General features: G+C 70.4%; 18 protein-coding genes. 15 read left to right on the top strand and 3 right to left on the bottom strand.

Translation table 11 applies throughout. From position 1 onward, the window contains the following. The first annotated feature begins 136 nt into the window (after positions 1–136). Positions 137–3,298, top strand: coding sequence for an alpha-L-arabinofuranosidase family protein (locus OOK07_RS14125; protein WP_266796765.1), 3,162 nt, complete (start codon positions 137–139; stop codon positions 3,296–3,298). On the opposite strand, the gene OOK07_RS14120 is transcribed toward OOK07_RS14125, so the two are convergent. Continuing rightward, positions 3,285–3,956, bottom strand: coding sequence for a hypothetical protein (locus OOK07_RS14120; protein ID WP_266796764.1), 672 nt, complete (start codon positions 3,954–3,956; stop codon positions 3,285–3,287). The genes OOK07_RS14125 and OOK07_RS14120 overlap by 14 nt on opposite strands. A gap of 181 nt (positions 3,957–4,137) precedes the next feature. On the opposite strand from OOK07_RS14120, the gene OOK07_RS14115 reads away from it, so the two are divergent. Further along, positions 4,138–4,446, top strand: coding sequence for an immunity protein CdiI family protein (locus OOK07_RS14115; protein ID WP_266796761.1), 309 nt, complete (start codon positions 4,138–4,140; stop codon positions 4,444–4,446). A 145-nt stretch (positions 4,447–4,591) separates the two neighbouring features. Here the strand turns inward: OOK07_RS14115 and OOK07_RS14110 are convergent, their stop codons facing one another. Beyond that, positions 4,592–5,506 carry an arsenite methyltransferase gene (locus OOK07_RS14110; protein ID WP_266796759.1) on the bottom strand — a complete coding sequence of 305 codons (915 nt, stop codon included), beginning with the start codon at positions 5,504–5,506 and terminating at the stop codon, positions 4,592–4,594. Positions 5,507–5,611: 105 nt separating this feature from the next. Here OOK07_RS14110 and OOK07_RS14105 point away from each other — a divergent pair, with 105 nt between their 5' ends. From OOK07_RS14105 to OOK07_RS14095, 3 genes are read left to right on the top strand one after another with little or no spacing between them, the layout of a single operon-like run. Next, the gene (locus OOK07_RS14105; protein WP_266680318.1) at positions 5,612–5,992 is read left to right on the top strand and encodes an ArsR/SmtB family transcription factor; all 381 of its coding nucleotides are present in this window, start codon (positions 5,612–5,614) and stop codon (positions 5,990–5,992) included. Continuing rightward, positions 5,989–6,741, top strand: coding sequence for an aquaporin (locus OOK07_RS14100; RefSeq protein WP_266796757.1), 753 nt, complete (start codon positions 5,989–5,991; stop codon positions 6,739–6,741). The genes OOK07_RS14105 and OOK07_RS14100 overlap by 4 nt, the downstream gene beginning before the upstream one ends. Positions 6,742–6,765: 24 nt before the next feature. Next, positions 6,766–7,173, top strand: coding sequence for an arsenate reductase ArsC (locus OOK07_RS14095; protein WP_266796756.1), 408 nt, complete (start codon positions 6,766–6,768; stop codon positions 7,171–7,173). A gap of 125 nt (positions 7,174–7,298) precedes the next feature. Here the strand turns inward: OOK07_RS14095 and OOK07_RS14090 are convergent, their stop codons facing one another. After that, a complete protein-coding gene (locus OOK07_RS14090) occupies positions 7,299–8,408 on the bottom strand; it encodes an ABC transporter permease (protein WP_266796754.1) in 1,110 nt (369 codons plus the stop codon). A 351-nt stretch (positions 8,409–8,759) separates the two neighbouring features. On the opposite strand from OOK07_RS14090, the gene OOK07_RS14085 reads away from it, so the two are divergent. The 10 genes from OOK07_RS14085 to OOK07_RS14040 all read left to right on the top strand — a co-directional run bounded on the left by OOK07_RS14085 (position 8,760) and on the right by OOK07_RS14040 (position 20,345). Next, positions 8,760–9,314 (top strand): TetR/AcrR family transcriptional regulator, encoded by a 555-nt coding sequence (locus OOK07_RS14085; protein WP_266680310.1) that lies wholly within the window; start codon positions 8,760–8,762, stop codon positions 9,312–9,314. 77 nt (positions 9,315–9,391) lie between these two features. Then, positions 9,392–9,691, top strand: coding sequence for a hypothetical protein (locus OOK07_RS14080; RefSeq protein WP_266680308.1), 300 nt, complete (start codon positions 9,392–9,394; stop codon positions 9,689–9,691). Between the two features lie 39 nt (positions 9,692–9,730). Continuing rightward, complete coding sequence (locus OOK07_RS14075) at positions 9,731–10,963, top strand: hypothetical protein (protein WP_266801944.1); 1,233 nt, start codon at positions 9,731–9,733, stop codon at positions 10,961–10,963. 48 nt (positions 10,964–11,011) lie between these two features. After that, the gene (locus tag OOK07_RS14070) at positions 11,012–11,821 is read left to right on the top strand and encodes a TIGR03936 family radical SAM-associated protein (protein ID WP_266796752.1); all 810 of its coding nucleotides are present in this window, start codon (positions 11,012–11,014) and stop codon (positions 11,819–11,821) included. A 263-nt stretch (positions 11,822–12,084) separates the two neighbouring features. After that, positions 12,085–15,936 (top strand): Rne/Rng family ribonuclease, encoded by a 3,852-nt coding sequence (locus OOK07_RS14065; protein WP_266796751.1) that lies wholly within the window; start codon positions 12,085–12,087, stop codon positions 15,934–15,936. Between the two features lie 250 nt (positions 15,937–16,186). Next, a complete protein-coding gene (gene rplU / locus OOK07_RS14060; RefSeq protein ID WP_006374708.1) occupies positions 16,187–16,507 on the top strand; it encodes a 50S ribosomal protein L21 in 321 nt (106 codons plus the stop codon). A gap of 14 nt (positions 16,508–16,521) precedes the next feature. Further along, complete coding sequence (gene rpmA / locus OOK07_RS14055) at positions 16,522–16,776, top strand: 50S ribosomal protein L27 (RefSeq protein ID WP_019063244.1); 255 nt, start codon at positions 16,522–16,524, stop codon at positions 16,774–16,776. A gap of 130 nt (positions 16,777–16,906) precedes the next feature. Beyond that, positions 16,907–18,352: a GTPase ObgE gene (gene obgE, locus OOK07_RS14050; protein ID WP_266796750.1), complete on the top strand. Its 1,446-nt coding sequence runs from the start codon at positions 16,907–16,909 to the stop codon at positions 18,350–18,352. 95 nt (positions 18,353–18,447) lie between these two features. Then, positions 18,448–18,591, top strand: a complete 144-nt coding sequence (locus tag OOK07_RS14045; protein ID WP_266680299.1) for a hypothetical protein — start codon at positions 18,448–18,450, stop codon at positions 18,589–18,591. Positions 18,592–18,794: 203 nt separating this feature from the next. Then, on the top strand, positions 18,795–20,345 hold the full coding sequence (locus OOK07_RS14040; protein ID WP_266796747.1) for an alkaline phosphatase D family protein: 1,551 nt from the start codon (positions 18,795–18,797) through the stop codon (positions 20,343–20,345). Positions 20,346–20,613 lie beyond the last annotated feature (268 nt).

Here is a 20,613-nt window from a genome sequence, read left to right as displayed (position 1 = left end):
TCGCTCAACCGCCGGACCGTGCCCACGGGGCGGTCCGGCTCACCGGCCGAGTGGCCGCCGACAGTAAAGGAATGTCATGCAATGGTCTAGAAGACCGAGCGGGCTCCGGCTCCGCCTTCGCACCAGAGTCAGTGTGGTGACCGCCTGCGCGGCACTGCTTCTCAGCGGCTTGGTGGCCGTCACGACGACGCCGGCGGCCGCGGCGCCCGCCCTCGCAGCCCACTGGGCGCTGGACGAGGGCAGCGGCACCACCGCCGCCGACTCCTCCGGCAACGCCCACACCGGCACCCTGGGTTCGGGCGCGGCCTGGGCAACCGGTGAGGTCGGGCCGGGAGCCGTGAGCCTCGACAAGAGCGCGAGCGGAGCTGTCGACGTGCCCTCGCCGGTAGTGAACACTTCGGCGAGCTTCACCGTCTCCGCCTGGGTGAAGCTCAACGCCATGTCGGGGGCCCAGACCGTGGTGAGCATCGACGGCACCAACGTCAGCGGCTTCTACCTGCAACTGAGCGGCACCACCGGCAAGTTCGCGTTCACCCGGCGCGGCTCCGACAGCACGTCGGGGGCCGAAACCCGTGCGGACGGCACCGCCTCCCCCTCCTCCGGCACCTGGTACCACCTGGTGGGCGTGGACGATGTCGCCGCCGGCACCCTCCGGCTCTACGTGGACGGCAAGGCCCAGGGAACCGCCGCGTACACCACCGCCTGGAAGGCCGCCGGCCACACGGAGATCGGCCGCGGACTGTGGAGCGGGGCCGCCACCGACTTCGTCAACGGCTCCGTCGACGACGTCCGGTTCTACTCCGGCGCCATGACCGCGGCAGAGGTCGCGGCAGTCAACGAGCCCGCGCACTGGGCCTTCGACGAGGGCAGCGGCACCACCGCCGCCGACTCCACCGGCAATGGCCACACCGCGACCCTCGGCTCCGCCGCGGCCTGGACCACCGGCAAGACAGGCTCCTCCGCCCTGGCGCTGAACGGCACCTCCGCCGCCACCGCCACCGCCTCCGGGGCGGCCGTGGACACCTCCCGCGGATTCTCCGCCGTGGCCTGGGTGAAGCTCAACTCCACGTCAGGGTTCCAGACCGCGGTGAGCATCGACGGCACCAACGTCAGCGGCTTCTACCTGCAACTGAGCGGCGCCACCGGCAAGTTCGCCTTCACCCGGCGCGGCTCCGACAGCACGTCGTCCGCCGAGACCCGCGCCGACGCCACCGCCTCCCCCTCCACCGGCACCTGGTACCAGCTCATCGGCGTGAACGACGTCGCGGCCGGAAAGCTGCAGCTCTACGTCAATGGGCTGCTGCAGTCCTCCGTCCCCTACACGGGGAACTGGAAGGCCACCGGTACCACGGCCATCGGCCGCGGCCGGTGGTCCGGCAGCGCGGTCAACTTCCTCAACGGGGCCGTCGACGACGTCCAGCTCTACGACCACGCCCTGACCGGCTCCGAGGTCGCCGGGGTGTCCGGCTTCAGCGGCGGCACTCTCAACGTCGATGTCGCCCACCCGGCGCACAGTGTGCCCTCGACGTTCTTCGGTGTGATGACCGAGGACCTCAACCACTCCGGTGAGGGCGGCCTGTATCCGGAGCTGATCCAGAACCGCTCGATGATGGCCAGCACCTCCTCTCCCACCAGCTGGTCGGCCGTGGGCGACTCGGCCATCGCCCTCGACGGCGGCAATCCGCTGAACACCGCGCTCACCCGGTCACTGAAACTCTCCATCAACACGGCGTCCAGCAGTGCCCGGGCCGGCGTTGCCAACGGCGGGTTCTGGGGTATTCCGGTCCGCCCGAACCAGACGTACACCGCGTCCCTCTTCGCCAAGGCGAGCTCCGGCTTCACCGGTCCGCTCACCGTCGACGTGGAGAGCACCTCGGGAACGGTCTACGCCTCCGGGACGGTCACCGGTCTGACGACCTCCTGGCAGCAGTTCACCGTCCACCTGACCGCGTCCGCGAGCGCGCCCACCTCCGCCGCCAACCGGTTCGTGGTCTCCGCCACCAGCGGCGCCGGCTCCACGGTCTGGCTGGACAACGTCTCCCTCTTCCCGCCGACGTACAACAACCGGCCCAACGGGCTGCGCACCGACCTGATGCAGAAGATCGCGGGGCTGAAGCCCTCCTTCATCCGCGAGCCGGGTGGGAACTATCTGGAGGGAGCAAACCCCGCCAACCGGTTCAACTGGAAGAAGACCATCGGCCCGGTGTGGACCCGTCCCGGCCACCAGAACGACGCCTGGGGCTACTGGTCCACCGACGGCCTGGGCCTGCTGGAATACCTGGAGTGGGCCGAGGACGTTGGCGCGCAGCCGCTCCTGGCCGTCTACGCCGGCTACAGCCTCTGGGGCACCCACGTGGCGCTGTCCGACCTCGGCCCGTATGTGCAGGAAGCGCTGGACGAGATCGAGTACGCCACCGGCTCCACCAGCACCACCTGGGGCGCGCGGCGTGCCGCCGACGGCCACCCGGCTCCGTTCAAGATTTCCTATGTCGAGGTCGGCAACGAGGACTACTCCGACACGTCCGGCAGCTACGACGGCGACAACGGCCGCTTCGCTCAGTTCTACGACGCGATCAAGGCCGCGTACCCGTCCATGAAGATCATCTCCAGCACGAAGGTGACGGCCCGCACCCCGGACGTCCAGGACGACCACTTCTACGAGACGGCCGACTGGATGAACAACCACTCCACGTACTACGACAGCGCGTCCCGCACCGCCACGGTGAAGACCATGGTCGGCGAGTGGGGGACCAGGGAAGGCAGCCCGACCCCGAACCTCAACGCCGCCATCGGCGACGCTTCCTGGCTCTCCGGGCTGCTGCGCAACTCCGACGTGGTCACCCAGGAGGCCTACGCCCCGCTGCTGGTCAACGTCAACAACCCCAAGTGGACACCGGACCTGATCGGCTTCGATGCCCTGACCAGCTACGCCTCACCGGCCTACTACGTCCAGCAGATGATGGCCTCTGCCCACGGTGACCAGGTGCTGCCCGCCACGTACGCCGGTACCGGCACGGTCAACAACGTGGTCACCAAGGACTCCTCGACCGGCAGAATCTACGTCACGCTGGTCAACCCCTCGTCCTCCGCGCAGACCGTGAACATCAAGCTCACTGGCGCGGGCACCCTGCCCTCCACCGGCACGGCCACCACCCTCAGCTCCGCGGCCCCCACCGACACCAACACGCTCAGCAACCCGAACAAGATCACCCCGGCCACCACGTCGTTCAGCGGCGTGACATCGGCCTTCGCCCGCACCGTCCCGGCCTACTCGGTCACCATCCTCACCCTCGGCTGAGCCGTAGGAAGAAGCCGCGTGGCGGGGCGGTCAGTCGTACCGCCCCGCCCCGCGGAGCCGGCTGCCCGCCGTTCGCGCCGGCACCGGCACAGTAGTCCCGCCTCCAGTAAGCCAACCAGGAGACCTCGCGCAGACACAGTCGGGCCCTTCCGGATTCGGACGCCGGTGGATACGTGCCCTTGTCCGTGCGGTCGCACTCGCCACGGTTGCAGCCGGCGCACTCGTCGGCGTTCACCACTTGGCACCAACCGACCTCGGTCGAGCCGAACCTGTCGCGGTGGCAGCGGCGGCACCAACCAGAAGTGGGCCCTGAGCTGATCGGCCCGGCCCAGTCGGCGGGCGGCAAGCCCGCCCGGTGACGGAGGGCGGACTCGCCGACGTCCAGCTGGGCCAGGGCCAGGCCAGTGGCGTGCTCCAGTGCGGCGAGCAGGTGGATCTTGCGGCCCTTCGCCTTGGCCGCGCCGCGCAGGCTCTTGCCGTCCACCGCGAGTCCGCGCAGCCCGGTCGTTTTCGGGCGGCGGTCGGCGAGCCAGCGCCCGACAGCAAGGTCCAGCGCGTCGCAGTCGATGCGGGCCAGCAGTCGTCGGACCGTGGTCTCGGCGGGCAGGACCCGCCTAGGCAGAAGCGGATCAGAGTCAACACCGACCTGTTCCAGCACGTACCCGCCTTCACGGTCAGGTGACCCGAACGCGCAGGTGATCGAGGCGCAACGGAAGGGGCGGTGCCGGAATCATCCGGTGCCGTCCCTTCCGGCTGTCTGTCTGCGTGTTCAGGAGTCCGACGGTGTGGTGGCCGCAGTTGGCCAGGTGGGAATCGGCAGGTCTGTGAGAATGTGCGGCATGATCCACTATCTGCGGTTCTTCTTCGAGGCCGGTGTGGACACCCCGCTGTGGCCGGAAGACATGGGCAGCCCGTACGGCTACCCCGTTGATCTGGCACGTCTCCCGATCAGTCCGGAGACACGGGCCGAGTTGGCCAGGCTGAGCGAGCGGTACCAGTCGTCGATCGACTGGGCGTACCCGCCGGATCCGTCACCGTGGTCCGACGAGGAACTCCAGCTGTTCAAGCGGCAGGCGCTCACCGCACTGGACGTGCTGCGTCGCGAGCTGGGTGCGGGCTGGGTCGTCCGGGACGAGAGCCTGCTCTGAGATCTGAGTGGAGGTCAGAAAGGCGGGTCATGCCCGCAGGCGCTGAGTTGGCCGTGGTCTTGGGCTGGTTGGAGACCGGCGTGGGCCAGGTCTCGTCCGCTTCTTCTGGTGGCCACGCGCACTGAGGGGGCTCAGCCGTCTGTGTTCAGCTTTGGCATGCGCAGCCAGATGTCGACTTGGCCTCGGTCGCGGTGAGGGTCGGGTCGGTGGACTGCTCGGTCGGCGTGCAGCACGAGGTGACGCCGCAGCATTCGCCGGCGGTCCCGGCGGTCCCGGCTTCGGCCTTCGTGGGCGTCTGGGCGGAGGCGGCGGAGACGGGCTTGAGTGCGCGCACGATGGCCGAGTGCATGCCGTCGGCGACGGGCTGCGTGGGCGTGATCTCGATGTCGGTGAAGCCCGCCGTGTCGAGGCCCTCGCGGTACTCCGTGAAGGACAGGGTGCCCGCGATGCAGCCGACGTAGTCGCCGCGCTCGGCGCGCTGCCCGGGGGTCAGGGCGTCGTCGGCGACGATGTCGAAGACGCCGATGCGGCCGCCGGGCTTGAGGACGCGGAAGGTCTCGGCGAAGACGGCGGGCTTGTCGGTGGACAGGTTGATCACGCAGTTGGAGATCACGACGTCGATGGTGTTCGCGGGCAGGGGGATGGACTCGATGGTGCCCTTGAGGAACTCGACGTTGGGCGCCTTGGCCTTGGCGGCGTTGGTGAGGGCGAGTTCGAGCATCTCGTCGGTCATGTCCAGGCCGTAGGCCTTGCCGGTGGGGCCGACTCGGCGGGCCGAGAGCAGGACGTCGATGCCGCCGCCGGAGCCGAGGTCGAGGACGCGTTCGCCCTCCTGGAGTTCGGCTACGGCGGTGGGGTTGCCGCAGCCCAGGGAGGCGGCGAGGGCCTCGGCGGGCAGGGCGTCGCGTTCGTCGGCGGCGTAGAGAGTGGAGCCGAAGTTCTCGTCGACCTCGACGGGCTCGGGCCCGCAACAGGCGGCGGCGCCTTCGGTGACCTGCACGGCTGCGGCGGCGTAGCGTCGGCGGACGGTTTCGCGCAGCTCGGTGGACTGATCGGACATGGCTCACTCCTGGTGGCGGGGGTCGGATCGTGCCCCGGAACGGCTTGTATTGACGTTCGTTGATGCAAGCTTGCGCCTTGGATTGAAAAACGTCAACATAGAGGAATGTCGAAACAAGAGCTGAAGGTCCTCGGCCAGGACGCGGATGCAGGCTGCTGCCCGGGTCTTGCGTCCGCTCCGCTGGACGAGGGCCGGGCTGCGGACCTGGCGAAGATCTTCAAGGCCCTGGGCGATCCGGTGCGGCTGCGGCTGATGTCGATGATCGCTTCACGCGGGGAGGGCGGCGAAGTGTGCGTGTGTGAGCTGACGCCCGCCTTCGACCTGTCGCAGCCGACGATCTCGCACCACCTCAAGCTGCTCCGGCAGGCGGGACTCACCGACTGCGAGCGGCGCGGGACCTGGGTCTACTACTGGGTGCTGCCAGGGGTGCTGGAGCGGTTGGCCGCGTTCTTGACCACCGCCGAGCCTGCTGCGGTGACCGTGTGAGTGCCTCACTTGCGCGCCGCGCGCTGGCCGAGGGAGTCGGAACAGCCGCATTGGTGACCGTGGTGGTCGGCTCGGGCATTCAGGCGGCTGAGCTGTCGCGCGACGTGGGCGTGCAGCTGCTCGCCAACTCGCTTGCCACGGTCTTCGGGCTGGGGGTGCTGATCGTGCTCCTCGGGCCGGTCTCCGGGGCCCACTTCAATCCGGTCGTGACCATCGTGGCTTGTTTCTCCGGTCGCGCGAGCGGAGACGGACCGACCGGACGGGAAGTAGCGGCGTACGTCCCCGCGCAGGTCCTCGGGGCTGTGGGCGGCGCGATCCTGGCCGACGCGATGTTCGCCGAGCCGCTGGTGAGGTGGTCCACGCATGACCGCTTGGCCGGTCACCTGTGGCTCGGCGAGACGGTCGCCACGGCCGGCCTTGTCCTGCTGGTCTTCGGCCTGAACCGCGCGGGGCGTGCCCACCTGGCCCCGGTGGGGGTGGCGTCCTACATCGGGGCCGCGTACTGGTTCACCTCGTCCACGGCCTTCGCCAACCCGGCGGTGACGATCGGGCGGGCCTTCACGGATACGTTCGCCGGTATCGCGCCGGTCTCCGTCGCCCCGTTCGTCGTCGCCCAGCTGATCGGCGCCGCCCTCGGCCTGGGGCTGGTGGTGGCGGTGTTCGGGCGCCACGCGCCCGTTGAAGCCGACGTTCCCGGCGTTCCCGTCCCGCAGGGCGCGGTTGAATCCGCGGCTCCTGCCACTCCCTGATCCGCTCTCCCAGGAAGACGCCTCATGACTGCTCTCGGTGATCGCCCGTCCGTACTGTTCGTCTGCGTCCACAACGCTGGCCGCTCCCAGATGGCCGCGGCCTTTCTCGCTCGCCTCGCGGGGGACCGGATCGAGGTGCGATCGGCCGGTTCCGCCCCTGCCGACACCGTCAACCCGGCCGTGGTGGAGGCGATGAAGGAAGTGGGCATCGATATTTCAGGCGAGACGCCGAAGGTGCTCACCGTGGACACCGTGCAGGCGTCGGACGTCGTGATCACCATGGGGTGCGGCGACACCTGCCCTGTCTTCCCGGGCAAGCGGTACGTCGACTGGCAGCTGGACGACCCCGCTGGGCAGGGTGTTGACGCGGTCCGTCCGATCCGGGACGGGATCGAGCAGCGGATTCGCGGGCTGGTGAGTGAACTCCTGTGACTCCGTGATTCCGTGACTCCGCAGCGCCGTAGCTCTGTGGCTCCGTGATCCTGGGGCTCCGTAGAGCCGTAGCTCTGTGGCTCCGCAGGTTCCGTGGCTCTGCAGGTACTGCGAGAGACCGGTGTTCACGCGCTCGCCGCCGACGGACTCCCGCGGTGGGCGACGTGGAGGATGCCCGTCGATGCGGCGATGCGGTCGAGGGCGAAGATCGCTCCTGTGCAGAACAGCACCCAGACGGAGAGGATGATCACGCCGTCCCCCACTCCGTCGTGGTGGAAGTAGGCGAGCCCGTCGATGGCCCGCACGCCGACGCCGGCAGGCATCACCGAGGCCAGTGGCTGCAGCCAGCCCGGCAGGAACGACGGGGGCAGGACCCCGCCGCTCGATGCGTTGCCCATGACCAGCATGAAGATCGAGCCCAGTGGGATGCCGAGCGGACCGAAGATCCGTATGAGCAGGGCGGTTCCTGCCGCCACGGCCCCTGCCGCGAGCGTCAGGATGCCGGCGAGTGTGATGAACGATCCCGGGACGGCGTCGAACACCTCGCTCGCTATGACGGCCGTGGCCGTGCCTCCCGCGATCGCGAAGATCGCGAGGCTGAGCATGCGCTGTGCGAAGGAGAGTCTCGGCGCCATCTGGTACGTCATCTGACCGAACAGGAATCCGGCCAGAACGAGGCCGAACGAGGCGTAGAAGACGGAAAGGCCCCGGCTGTCCCCCTTGGACAGCGGAAGGATGTCCTGCACCTTGATCTTGCTGCCGTCGGGCGTCGCGGCGTTGCCGAGCGGGGTGACCATCGCCTGGACGGCCGGACCGTTGGCGCCCGCGTACAGAAGGCGGGGTGAGCCGGCGGTGTCCACGTAGGCCGCGTACGCGGTGCGGTGTTCGACCGCCGACCTGGCGGCGTCCGCGTTCCGGTAGCGATCGACCTGGAACGCGTCGGGCGAAGCACGCTGCAGCCGTACGTCGAAGAGCGCCGCCGCCCGGTCCGAGGCGGCCACGGCGACCGGGAGCCGGTGGGCCTTCGGCGTGTGGAAGGCGGCGAGAAAGACGGCGATGAACACGAGCCCGATGGTGAGCACGGTGACGACCGGAGCCAGCACCGCCTTCGGGCCGGTCAGGCCGCGCCGGGCGGGCGCCGCATCGGTCGGCGCGCCCGCACGATGCCGGGGCCGGCTCCAGCTCGGGGCCGGCCTCGCGCCAGGGCCGACGCCGGGGCTCGAACCAGGGCCCATGCCAGAGCTCGTGCCAGAGCCCGTATCGGGGTTGAAGACCTCTTGCTGCACGAGTGCATCTCCTGGTGGATCTCGATTCCCGGGGAGGCGGCGGGGCTCTGCCGCCCGTAAGTCAGCAGGCGCTGACATTGCGACTGTAAGGGAATTCGATTTCTCCGTCCACGAGCGGCCATTACGAGGCGCGTAGTACTGGTGCGGTCTGCGCATCGGCCGCAGGTGGTCCTCGGCCAGGCGGCTTTGCCCCGCGGGGCTGCCCGGCCGGCTACTGGGCCATGCCTGGGCCGTGCCTGGGCAGGGCCCGTCGGCGTGATACGACTCACTTATCAGGCTGAGAGGGAGGGGCGTTCGTCGATGAGCGCGGAGAAGCCCGTGCGCCGGAGGGACTCTGCGCGCAGCAAGGAGCTGTTGGTCCAGGCCGCGGGGGAGTTGCTGGCCGAGCGTGGGTTCGAGCGCACCACCGTGCGGGACATCGGTGAACGCGCGGGACTCGACCAGGCCCTGATCGCCCGGTACTTCGGGGGCAAGGCTCAGCTCCTCATCGCGGTCCTGCGCGCCGAGGCGGGCGACAGCCTGGAGTTGGACCTGTTCGACACCGAGCAGGTGCGGATGCTGCTGGAGCGCATCGGGCAGCGCGGTCCCGGGCCCATCTTCCAGGCCGCGGTCCAGCGCCCTCGTGATCCGGCGGTCGAGACCGCCACCCACGAGGAACTCCACGTGCGGATCGTCGCTCCCCTGAAGGAGACCTTCGCGGCTCAGGGACTGGACCGGCCGCAGTTGCGGGCCGAGGTGGCGGCGGCCGCGTTCATCGGGGTGGTGATGGGACGCAGCGCCGGTGCGTTCGGGGAACTGGCGGCCGCCGATCTTGAGGACGTGCTTCCGTTGGTGCAGCGGCTGCTGAGCCCGTGAGGACGGTGGATGCGCCGTAACCTGAAACCCAGGCATGACGCGATTTCTCTCTGGTGCGACTCCCCCTCGGAGGACCCATGGCAGAGTCGAGCAGTCTCCTCACGACGGCACTCCAAGAGCACCTGAACTACTACCGGGCGCTGAGCCAGCACCTCCCTGACCTGGACGGCGACGTGATCGCCGCGGCGCACGACGCCATCCGCGAGCTGACGTCGCAGGCCGCGGACGCCGACGTGCCTCGCGCCGCCTACCTGCCGGTGACGGACGCCGTCGCTGCTGCCGTCGAATACTGCGAGTTCACCGGGCACGCGGAGGGCGTCCGCTATTACCGGTACTGGCACGCCCTGTTGCTGGCGGACCAGGCTCTTTGTGACTGACGCGGGATCCGGAGGGGAGGTTCCGGCGTCTACGTGGGTATGGATCTGCAGAAGCCGCTTCCGGAGCCGGCGCAACAGCAGCCCGCGCATCAGCAGCCCGCGCGGCAGTCGCCCGGGGGACAGACGCCCGAGGGGTGTCTCGTCGTCGCGATCCGACTTCCCGTGCGGATCGTCGTGCTCGTACTGGTCGTGCCGGTGCGGATCGTGTGGGACGCGCTCGTCGTCGCCGGTCGGTTCCTGAAGGACACCGTGCTGCGGCCGGTCGGACGGGCGCTGGGATGGGTCGCGCGAGCCGTGTTCGTGTGGCCGTTCATAGGGCTGTGGCGGTACGTCGTCGTGCCGCTTGCCCGGGCGCTGGCCTGGCTCGGGAACGTCCTCGTCGTCGTCCCGCTCGGATGGCTCCACCGCCACGTGCTGACTCCCCTCGGCCACGCCCTCGTGTGGCTGGCGCGGGGGACCGGCGCGGTGCTCGCCCTGCTCGGGGCGGGTGTGTATGCCGCCCTCGCCTGGCTGGGGCGGTATCTCGTCGTCGTCCCCGCCGTGTGGCTGTACGCGCGCGTGCTGACGCCGGCCGGACATGCCGTGATGTGGGCGCTCAGGGGGATCGGTGCTGTGCTCGCCCTGCTCGGGGCGGGTGCGTATGCCGCTCTCGCCTGGCTGATGCGGTATCTCGTGGTCGTCCCGGTGGTGTGGCTGTACGCGTGGGTGCTTGCGCCGGTGGGGCAGGCGATCGTGTGGTGTGCGAAGGGGCTCGTGCGGGTCGCGGGCCTGGTCGCCACCGGGATCGGGGTCGCCCTCTACTGGATCCTGCGGGTGCTGTTCGTGTTGCCCGCGCTCGCCCTGTGGCGCTGGGTGCTCGTGCCCGTCGGGCGCTTCCTCGCCGTCGTCGGCCGCGAGGTGGGACAGGCGCTCGTACATGCCTGGCGGGTTGCCGGGCGGATCTCGCTCGCCGTGGGGCGGGCGCTCGGCACCCTCTTCCGGTGGATCTTCGTGGAGCCCGTGCGCTGGTTCCACCGGACCGTCCTCACTCCCGTCGGGCATGCCGTACGGGACGCCGTGCTGCGGCCGGCCGCCGAGGCCGCACGCAGTGTGGGGCGGGCCACCCGGCTGGCGCTGGCCTCCGCACGGGAGTCGGCGCGCCAGGCGCGGGCCGACTTCCGCCGGATGCTGTTCGGAGAGCCGGAGCGGGCCGAGGCTGTGGACGGGCGGGAACCTCTGGGCCTTGAGGCACGTACTCTTGATAGCAGTACGACCGCTCTCACGAAGGACTGAACGACACTGGGCAAGCGACAGCCCGAAGGCCCGCCGCCCGCACCCGCGGTGCAGCGCATCAGACTGCGCTACACCAAGCGCGGCCGCCTCCGGTTCACCAGCCACCGTGACTTCCAGCGCGCCTTCGAGCGTGCGCTGCGCCGTGCCGAGGTGCCGATGGCGTACTCGGCAGGGTTCACGCCGCATCCGAAGGTGTCGTACGCCAATGCCGCACCCACCGGCACGGGCAGTGAGGCGGAGTATCTGGAGATCGCCCTCACCGAGGCGCGGGATCCGGAGAAGTTGAGGCTCCTGCTCGACGAGTCGCTGCCCGCCGGGCTCGACATCGTCGACGCCGTCGAGGCCCTGACCTCCGGGCTCGCCGACCGGCTCACGGCTTCCGTGTGGGAGTTGCGGCTGGACGGCGTGGACCCGGTGGAGGTCGAGCGGGCCGTTTCGGCCTTCAACGCCGCCGACGCGGTCGAGGTCCAGCGCACGGCCAAGAACGGCGTACGGACCTTTGACGCCCGCGCCGCGGTCGTGCAGCTTGAAACGCATGGTGGACCCTCCGCCGCGGGCGTCGGCTCCGATGGAGCGGCTGACGCCGTGCACCTTGCTGGGCCGACCGACCAGGCCTGTGCGATACTGCGGCTGGTTGTTCGGCACGTGACGCCTGCCGTTCGACCCGACGACGTCCTGTCCGGTCTTCGCGCCGTGGCCGACCTCGCGCCGCCGGTCCCCGCAGCGGTGACCAGGCTGGCGCAGGGGCTGTTCGATGAAGAGACCGGCACGGTGACCGACCCGCTCGCGCCCGACCGCGAGGCAGCGACGGCCGCACCCATGGCCGATTCCGCTGCCGCCGCGAAGGCGCCGGCGTAAGGAAGGTCCCGCGAAGGACGGACGTCGAAGCGCCGCCCTCGTACTCGGGAGCCACCTGGGTCGGGCAGCGAACTGACCAGAAGACTTTCGCCAGGCCGTACACATTCGGTGTACGGAACCGGCGAGACAGGACACAGAAAGCTCCCGTGCGGCGCCCGCGCCCCGGACGGCGGCACCGCGCATCGCGCGAGCCGCGGACGTCACCGGCAATCAATGCCGGGCCAGGTGCGGCGCCCGGGAGCCCTGACGGGAGAAATGCCCGCATGCTCGAACCGACCGAACCCACTGAGGGTTCCGAACTGAACACTCCCAGCGACACCTTGCCGCCGCGTCGTCGGCGCCGTGCCGCGTCCCGCCCGGCGGGTCCCCCCGCCGCGGCCGCCTCTGAGACCCCGGAGGAGATCGTCGCGCCGGCCATACCGGCCGGCGGCGACCTCAAGGCCGACGAGGACGAGGCCGCCGAGACCGCGGTCGCGGCCGATGTCGAAGAGGCAGAAAAGACCGAAGAGGGCGCTGAGGCGGCCGAGGTGTCTGCGGTTGTCGAGGAGGCCGCGCCCGCCGGGCGTACGCGTCGTCGTGCGACCCGTCGTGCGGCCGCGCCTGCCGGTGCGCCCGCGGCCGCCGAGGTGGCCGAGACCGTGGTGCCCGTTGCCGCTCCGGCCGAGGTCGCGGAGAGCGCTGCCGTCGCCGAGGCACCGGCCGAGGACGCCGACGAGGACGCGGCTCCGCGCCGTAGCCGTCGGCGTGCCACGCGTCGTGCGTCCGCGCCCGCCGGCGCGCCCGTGACCGAAGAGGCGACGCCTGCCGCGGAGGCCGAGAAGCCCGCCGAGGCCGAGGCTCCCGCTGTCGAGTCCGCCGACGAGTCCGCAGGCGAGGATGCGGCTCCGCGCCGTGGCCGTCGGCGTGCCACGCGCCGCGTGACCGCGCCCGCCGAGGAGACGGCCGCGACCACCGAGTCCGCCGCCGAAGAGGCGCAGGCTCCCGTCGTCGAGGAGCCGGTGACCGCTCCCGCCCCCACCCCTGTTGCCGAACAGAGCGACGAGGACGCCGCCCCGCGGCGTACACGTCGGCGGGCCACGCGCAAGGCCGCGACCGGCTTCGCCGCGCCCGCACAGGCCGCACCTGCCGAGGACAAGGGCGAGAGCGAGGAGGCGCGGCGGCCGTCGCGGCCCGCCGTCGCCGTGTTCCAGGCGCCCGTGTTCACCGAGCCGCAGTTCCAGACGCCGCAGCGGGCCGCCGCCGCGGCTGCCGCCGAGGCCGACGTCGAGGTGGAGGCCGTCGAGCCGGAGGAGCTCCCCGAGGAGCAGGCCGGGTCGCGGCGCCGCCGCCGACGCCGGGGTACCTCGTTCGGCGAGGAGACCGAGACGCAGGCCGTCGAGACCGCCGCCGATGACGAGGCGGAGGAGGCCGACGAGTCGGCCGAGGACACCGCCGACGGCGACGACTCCGAGGAGACCGGGTCCCGCCGTCGCCGCCGCAGGGGAGGCCGTCGCCGCCGCCGTGGCGAACTGGCCGACTCCGCGGGCGAGGACGAGTCGGATGAGTCCGACGAGGCCGCCGCGCAGGACGCCGAGGACACCGCCGAGCAGGTCGAGGACGACGAGGAGGACGACGCCGACGGCGGTGGCTCCAGCTCCAGCAGCCGTAGGCGCCGTCGCCGGCGCCGTCGGGCCGGTGACTCCTCCGCGGACTCGGAGCCCGGCGATGGCGACCCCGAGCGCACCGTCGTCAAGGTCCGCGAGCCCCGCAAGCCCTCCGAGCCGTCTGACGAGGTGCAGTCCATCAAGGGCTCGACCCGTCTGGAGGCCAAGAAGCAGCGCCGCCGCGAAGGCCGCGAGCAGGGCCGCCGCAGGGTTCCGATCATCACCGAGGCCGAGTTCCTGGCCCGCCGCGAGGCCGTAGAGCGTGTGATGGTCGTCCGGCAGAGCGGTGAGCGCACGCAGATCGGCGTCCTGGAGGACGGCGTGCTCGTCGAGCACTACGTCAACAAGGAGCAGTCGACCTCGTACGTCGGCAACGTGTACCTGGGCAAGGTCCAGAACGTGCTGCCGTCGATGGAGGCCGCCTTCATCGACATCGGCAAGGGCCGCAACGCCGTTCTCTACGCGGGTGAGGTGAACTTCGAGGCGCTGGGCATGGCCAACGGCCCGCGGCGCATCGAGTCCGCCCTCAAGTCCGGCCAGTCCGTCCTCGTCCAGGTCACCAAGGACCCGATCGGTCACAAGGGCGCACGGCTCACCAGCCAGGTCTCGCTGCCCGGCCGCTACCTCGTGTACGTGCCCGAGGGCTCGATGACCGGCATCAGCCGCAAGCTGCCCGACACCGAGCGGGCCCGGCTGAAGACCATCCTCAAGAAGATCGTCCCCGAGGACGCGGGTGTCATCGTGCGCACTGCCGCCGAGGGCGCGAGCGAGGACGAGCTGCGCCGCGACGTCGAGCGACTGCAGGGGCAGTGGGAGGACATCCAGAAGAAGTCGAAGAACGGCGGCAGTTCGAACGCACCGTCGCTGCTGTACGGCGAGCCGGACATGACCGTCCGCGTCGTCCGCGACATCTTCAACGAGGACTTCTCCAAGGTCGTCGTCAGCGGCGACGAGGCGTGGGAGACCATCTACGGATACGTCGCGCACGTCGCGCCCGACCTGGCAGACCGGCTGTCGAAGTGGACCTCCGAGGTCGACGTCTTCGCCACGTACCGGATCGACGAGCAGCTCGCCAAGGCCCTGGACCGCAAGGTCTGGCTGCCCAGCGGCGGTTCGCTGGTGATCGACCGGACCGAGGCGATGGTCGTCGTCGACGTCAACACCGGCAAGTTCACCGGTCAGGGCGGCAACCTCGAGGAGACCGTCACCAGGAACAACCTGGAGGCGGCCGAGGAGATCGTCCGCCAGCTGCGGCTGCGCGACCTCGGCGGCATCATCGTCATCGACTTCATCGACATGGTCCTGGAGTCCAACCGGGACCTGGTGCTGCGGCGTCTGCTGGAGTGCCTGGGCCGGGACCGTACGAAGCACCAGGTCGCCGAGGTGACCTCACTGGGGCTCGTGCAGATGACCCGCAAGCGGGTCGGCCAGGGCCTGCTGGAGTCCTTCTCCGAGACCTGCGTCCACTGCAACGGCCGCGGTGTCATCGTGCACATGGAGCAGCCGACCTCCGCCGGTGGCGGCGGCAAGCGCAAGAAGCGCGGCCGTGGCGGCGACGGACATGTGCACGAGCACGAGTCCGCGGAGGCGCCGGAGGCCGCAGAGGAGGAGACCGAGGCGGAGGTCGCCGCCGAGGTCGCCGAGCCGGTCGCGCTGTCCGCGCCCGCCTACGCCCCGGACGAGGAGCTGTACAGCAGCGTCGCCGAGGCCGAGGCCGCGGTCGGCCGTGGCCGTTCGCGGCGCCGGACGAGCCGGCGGGCGTCCGCTCCCGCGGGTGCGCCGAGGCGCGACGACAACAGGCGCGAGGAGGTCCGGGCCGAGGACGTGCAGTCCGAGGCGCCGACCGCTCAGCACGTGACCGCCGAACAGGAGGTCGCACGTCCGGTGCAGCCGGAGCCGGCCGCCGCGGTGCTCGCCGAGCCCGCCGCCGTCGAGGACGCGGTCGTCGAGACCCCGGCCGAGGCCGTGGAGGAGACCGCGCCCAAGGGGCGTACCCGTCGTCGCGCCACCCGCAAGGTGTCCGCGCCGGCCGGATCGCCCGCGGGGGCCGAGACCGCCGTGGTGACCGTCACCGAGACCGCGGCGCCCGTGGCCGAGGCTCCGGTGGCGACCGAGACCCCGGCCGATGCGCCCCCCGAGAGCGCCGCACCGGCCCGTCCGCGGCGCCGTGCGGTGCGTAAGGCGACCGCGCCGACCGCGTCCGAGGAGACGGCCGTCGTGGTCGTCCCGTCGGGTGCGGCGGACGAGGCGTCGAGCGCGCAGGAGAGCGTCGAGGAGACGGCTCCGGCCAAGAAGACGGCCGCGCGCAAGACCGCCAAGAAGGCCACCGCGAAGAAGGCCGCGGTCAAGAAGACCGCGGCCAAGAAGACGGTCGCCAAGAAGGCGACGGCGAAGAAGGCGGCCAAGACCCTCGGCGCCAAGTCGGCGGCGACGAAGAAGTCCGCGGTCTCGGCCGCAGCCGACGAGAGCTGAGCAGTGCGCTGTGCGGCCGGTCCACGTGACCGGCCGCACACCGCTGGGCCCCGGCCCGGTTTGACCCCTTCGGCCACGGCCCCGTAACCTTGGCCGTCGGCGTGTCCGCAGGTACAGACGCGTCACATCCCCGTAAACCTCTTCCTCCAGAGCGCTCGGTGCTCGTCACCGGCTGTTTTGGAGAGGCTGCCCGCCTGCCGGGTGGCTGGACTGCGGGGGTGCCGTTCCCGAGCGAGAGAGTGAGATCCGCGTGTACGCCATCGTGCGCAGCGGTGGTCGCCAGCACAAGGTTGCTGTCGGCGACATCGTTGAGGTTGACAAGATTTCCACTGCCAAGGTTGGCGACACGGTCGAACTCTCGACCCTGCTCGTTGTCGACGGCGACGCTGTGACCAGCGACCCGTGGGTGCTGGCCGGCATCAAGGTCCAGGCCGAGATCGTGGACCACCACAAGGGTGTGAAGATCGACATCCTTCGCTACAAGAACAAGACCGGCTACCGCCGTCGTCAGGGCCACCGCCAGCAGTACACGGCGATCAAGGTCACTGAGATCCCCGCGGCTGCGAAGTAAGGGACTGAGGAGAGATGGCACACAAGAAGGGCGCATCGTCCACCCGGAACGGTCGCGACTCCAACGCCCAGCGGCTCGGCGTGAAGCGCTTCGGCGGTCAGGTCGTCAACGCGGGTGAGATCCTGGTCCGCCAGCGCGGCACCCACTTCCACCCCGGTTCGGGCGTCGGCCGTGGCGGCGACGACACGCTGTTCGCGCTCAACGCCGGCGCGGTGGAGTTCGGTACCCACCGTGGCCGCAAGGTCGTGAACATCGTTCCGGTCGCCTGAGCTCAGGCTTAGACACAGACCGAACGTTTCGCGAGGCGGACCTCACTTCCCCTGTGGGAAGGCGGGTCCGCCTTTCGCGTGTTAGAGCAGAGACATATCCGTACGTTTTTGAAGTGCTGGAGGCACCCAGATGACCACCTTCGTGGACCGCGTCGAGCTGCACGTCGCCGCGGGTAACGGAGGCCACGGCTGTGCCTCCGTTCACCGTGAGAAGTTCAAGCCGCTCGGCGGACCCGACGGCGGCAACGGCGGGCGTGGCGGCGATGTGATCCTCACCGTCGACCAGTCCGTCACCACGCTCATCGAGTACCACCACTCCCCGCACCGCAAGGCCACCAACGGCAAGCCGGGCGAGGGCGGCAACCGCTCGGGCAAGGACGGACAGGACCTCGTCCTCCTCGTGCCGGACGGCACGGTCGTGCTCGACAAGGCGGGCAACGCGCTCGCCGACCTGGTCGGACACGGCACGTCGTACATCGCCGCGCAGGGCGGCCGGGGCGGCCTCGGCAACGCGGCGCTCGCGTCGGCGCGGCGCAAGGCGCCGGGGTTCGCGCTGCTCGGTGAGCCCGGGGACCTGCAGGACATCGGCCTGGAGCTGAAGACGGTCGCCGACGTGGCGCTCGTGGGGTACCCGAGTGCGGGCAAGTCCTCGCTGATCTCGGTGCTGAGTGCGGCGAAGCCGAAGATCGCGGACTATCCCTTCACGACGCTGGTCCCGAACCTGGGTGTGGTGACCGCGGGTTCGACCGTGTACACCATCGCGGACGTGCCGGGGCTGATCCCGGGCGCGAGCCAGGGCAAGGGCCTTGGCCTGGAGTTCCTGCGGCACGTCGAGCGGTGCAGTGTGCTCGTGCATGTGCTGGACACCGCGACGCTGGAGTCCGAGCGGGACCCCGTCTCCGACCTCGACGTCATCGAGGAGGAGCTGAAGCAGTACGGCGGGCTCGACCGGCGGCCCCGGATGGTCGTGCTGAACAAGACCGACGTACCGGACGGCAAGGACCTCGCGGAGATGGTGCGGCCGGATCTGGAAGCACGGGGATACCGGGTCTTCGAGGTGTCGGCGGTGGCCCATCTCGGCCTGAAGGAGCTGTCGTTCGCGCTCGCCGACCTGGTGGCGAAGGCGCGGGCCGCCAAGCCGAATCAAGAGGCGACGCGGATCGTGATCCGGCCCAAGGCCGTCGACGACGCGGGCTTCACCGTGACGCACGAGGAAGCCGACGGGGAGGCGCTGTTCCGGGTGCGGGGCGAGAAGCCCGAGCGCTGGGTGCGGCAGACCGACTTCAGCAACGACGAGGCCGTCGGATTCCTCGCCGACCGGCTCAACCGGCTTGGTGTGGAGGAGGCGTTGATGAAGGCGGGGGCCCGTTCCGGCGACGGTGTCGCCATCGGACCCGAGGAGAACGCCGTCGTCTTCGACTGGGAGCCGTCGATGATGTCCGGGGCGGAGATGCTGGGGCGCCGTGGTGAGGACCATCGCTTCGAGGCACCGAGGCCTGCGGCGCAGCGGCGGCGGGACCGGGACGCCGAGCGGGACGAGTCCCTCCAGGAGTTTGACGGGTTCGAGCCGTTCTGAGGTGTGGGCGCGGGGGCCCGGGGCTGTGCCCCCGGGCCCCCGTCGGCCTGCGGCCTCGTCCTCAAGCGCCGGACGGGCCGGATGGGGCTGAGCCGGTGGCCGACCTCGCCGTCGGCGCACCGGCGGACAGCGGCGACTACGGGTTCGGCGTGACGCCGAACAGCACCGGCCTCGTCGGCGCCACCCCGTTCGGCGCGGACGGTACGACCGCGAAATTCGGCTCGAACCTCTCGTACTGAAGCCTCTTGTGGTGGGCGTCAATTGATGTGACGTCAGACCCGTTGTGACCAGGTGACGTTCATTCCGTTGTTCCTGTGTCGCAACGGGTTTTTGTTGTCTGCCCATTTGTCATGTACGCGAACGCTTGCGTTCAGCCGGTGGACCGTCCGGCTGCGTGAGCTTTCACGTGTCCAAGAGGCTTGCGAGGCAAGGGAGTTCGCTGATGACCGGAACCGTCTCGCCCGACCGACGGCGCTTTCTGACCGCCGGTGCCGCCGTCCTCGGTGCGGCGGCCTCCGCCCAGCTGTGGGTGCCGGGCACCGCCCGGGCGGCCGAGGCCACGCTGCCGGACGGGGTGTTCAGCCTCGGCATCGCCTCCGGTGACCCGCTGCCCGACGGCATCGTGCTGTGGACCCGGCTCGCCCCCGACCCGCTGAACGGCGGCGGCATGCCCGACCGCGTGGTCGCGGTGGAGTGGGAGATCGCGGAGGACCCCCGGCTCGGAAAGCGGGTGCGCCGGGGCGTCGCCCAGGCCCGCCCCGAGTACGGACACAGCGTTCACGTGGACGTGCGCGGACTGCGCCCGGACCGCTCGTACTGGTACCGCTTCCGGGTGAGCGGGCAGCTCTCGCCCATCGGCCGCACCCGCACCGCCCCCCACCCGCACAGCAGGGGCGGCTCCCTGCGCGTCGCGCTCGCCTCCTGCCAGAACTGGCAGCACGGCTATTTCACGCCGTACGCCGACATGCTCCAGCAGGACCCCGATTTCGTCCTGTTCGTCGGCGACTACATCTACGAGTCCACGCCGGCCTCGACGGGGCCGCGCCGGCACGAGGGCACGGGGGAGCCCTACACCCTGGTCGAGTACCGCAACCGGTACGCGCAGTACCGCACCGACCCCGACCTCGCGGCGATGCACGCCAGTGCCCCCTGGGTGGTCACCTTCGACGACCACGAGGTCGACAACGACTGGGCCGGCGAGATCCCGCAGGACCCCGCCAAGCAGTCGCACGACGCGTTCGTGGCCCGGCTGACAGCGGCCTTCCAGGCGTACTACGAGCACATGCCGGTCCGGGCGAGCGCGATCCCGACCGGCCCGCACATCCAGATGTACCGCCGCCTGGAGTTCGGCCGCCTCGTGCGCCTCAACGTCCTCGACACCCGCCAGTTCCGCAGCGACCAGGTGACCAGCCAGGCGGCCGCCGAGGACCCGTCGCTCACGATGCTCGGCGCCGAACAGAAGGCGTGGCTGCTCGACGGGATGCAGGACTCGCCGGCCCGCTGGAACCTCGTCGCCTCGCAGATAATGATGGCCGAGACCGATCTGCAGATCGGCGAGGGCAAGCTCTGGTACTACGACGCATGGGACGGCTACCAGGTCGAGCGCAACGCCCTGCTCGACGAGTTCGCCGACGTCCGCAACCCGGTCGTACTCAGCGGCGACCGCCATCTGACGATGATCAGCGACCTCAGGACCGACTACGCCGACCCGGACTCCGAGGTGGTCGGCGCCGAGTTCGTCGGTACGTCCATCTCCAGCAACGGCGACCAGGACCAGGCCGCCTTCCACGCCCAGTGGGACCCGCTGCAGGCGGACAACCCGCACTGGAAGCTGATCGACGCCCACCGTGGCTACCACCTCCTCGACATCCGGCGTGACGGCATCGACGCGCAGGTGCGGGTGGTCGACACGGTGCTGCAGCCGAAGGCGACGCCGAGTACCTATGCGCGGCTGCGGGTGGAGAACGGCCGGCCGGGCGTCGAACTCGCCTGACGCCGTGACCTGGGGCAGTGCATGAAGTCCGAGTGACGGGGGCCTGGGACTCTTCCGTGTCCCAGGCCGTCCCGCGCCCCTGCCTCACCGAGACCGAAATGCTGCGGAATCTTAATAAGGAATTCCGCGGCAATGGGCTCTCGGGCGAGCTGTATTCCAGGCTCATCCGTAACGGCGCGGTCATGCATATGAAGAACGCGTGCAGCCCGGTATCGCGGGAGGTGAAGATCTCGACAGCCCGGGCGGCCGCCGGATCGGCACCGAGATG

Source organism: Streptomyces sp. NBC_00078 (assembly GCF_026343335.1).
In the GTDB taxonomy this organism is placed as follows: Bacteria; Actinomycetota; Actinomycetes; order Streptomycetales; family Streptomycetaceae; genus Streptomyces.
This window is presented reverse-complemented; position numbering and strand designations above follow the sequence as displayed.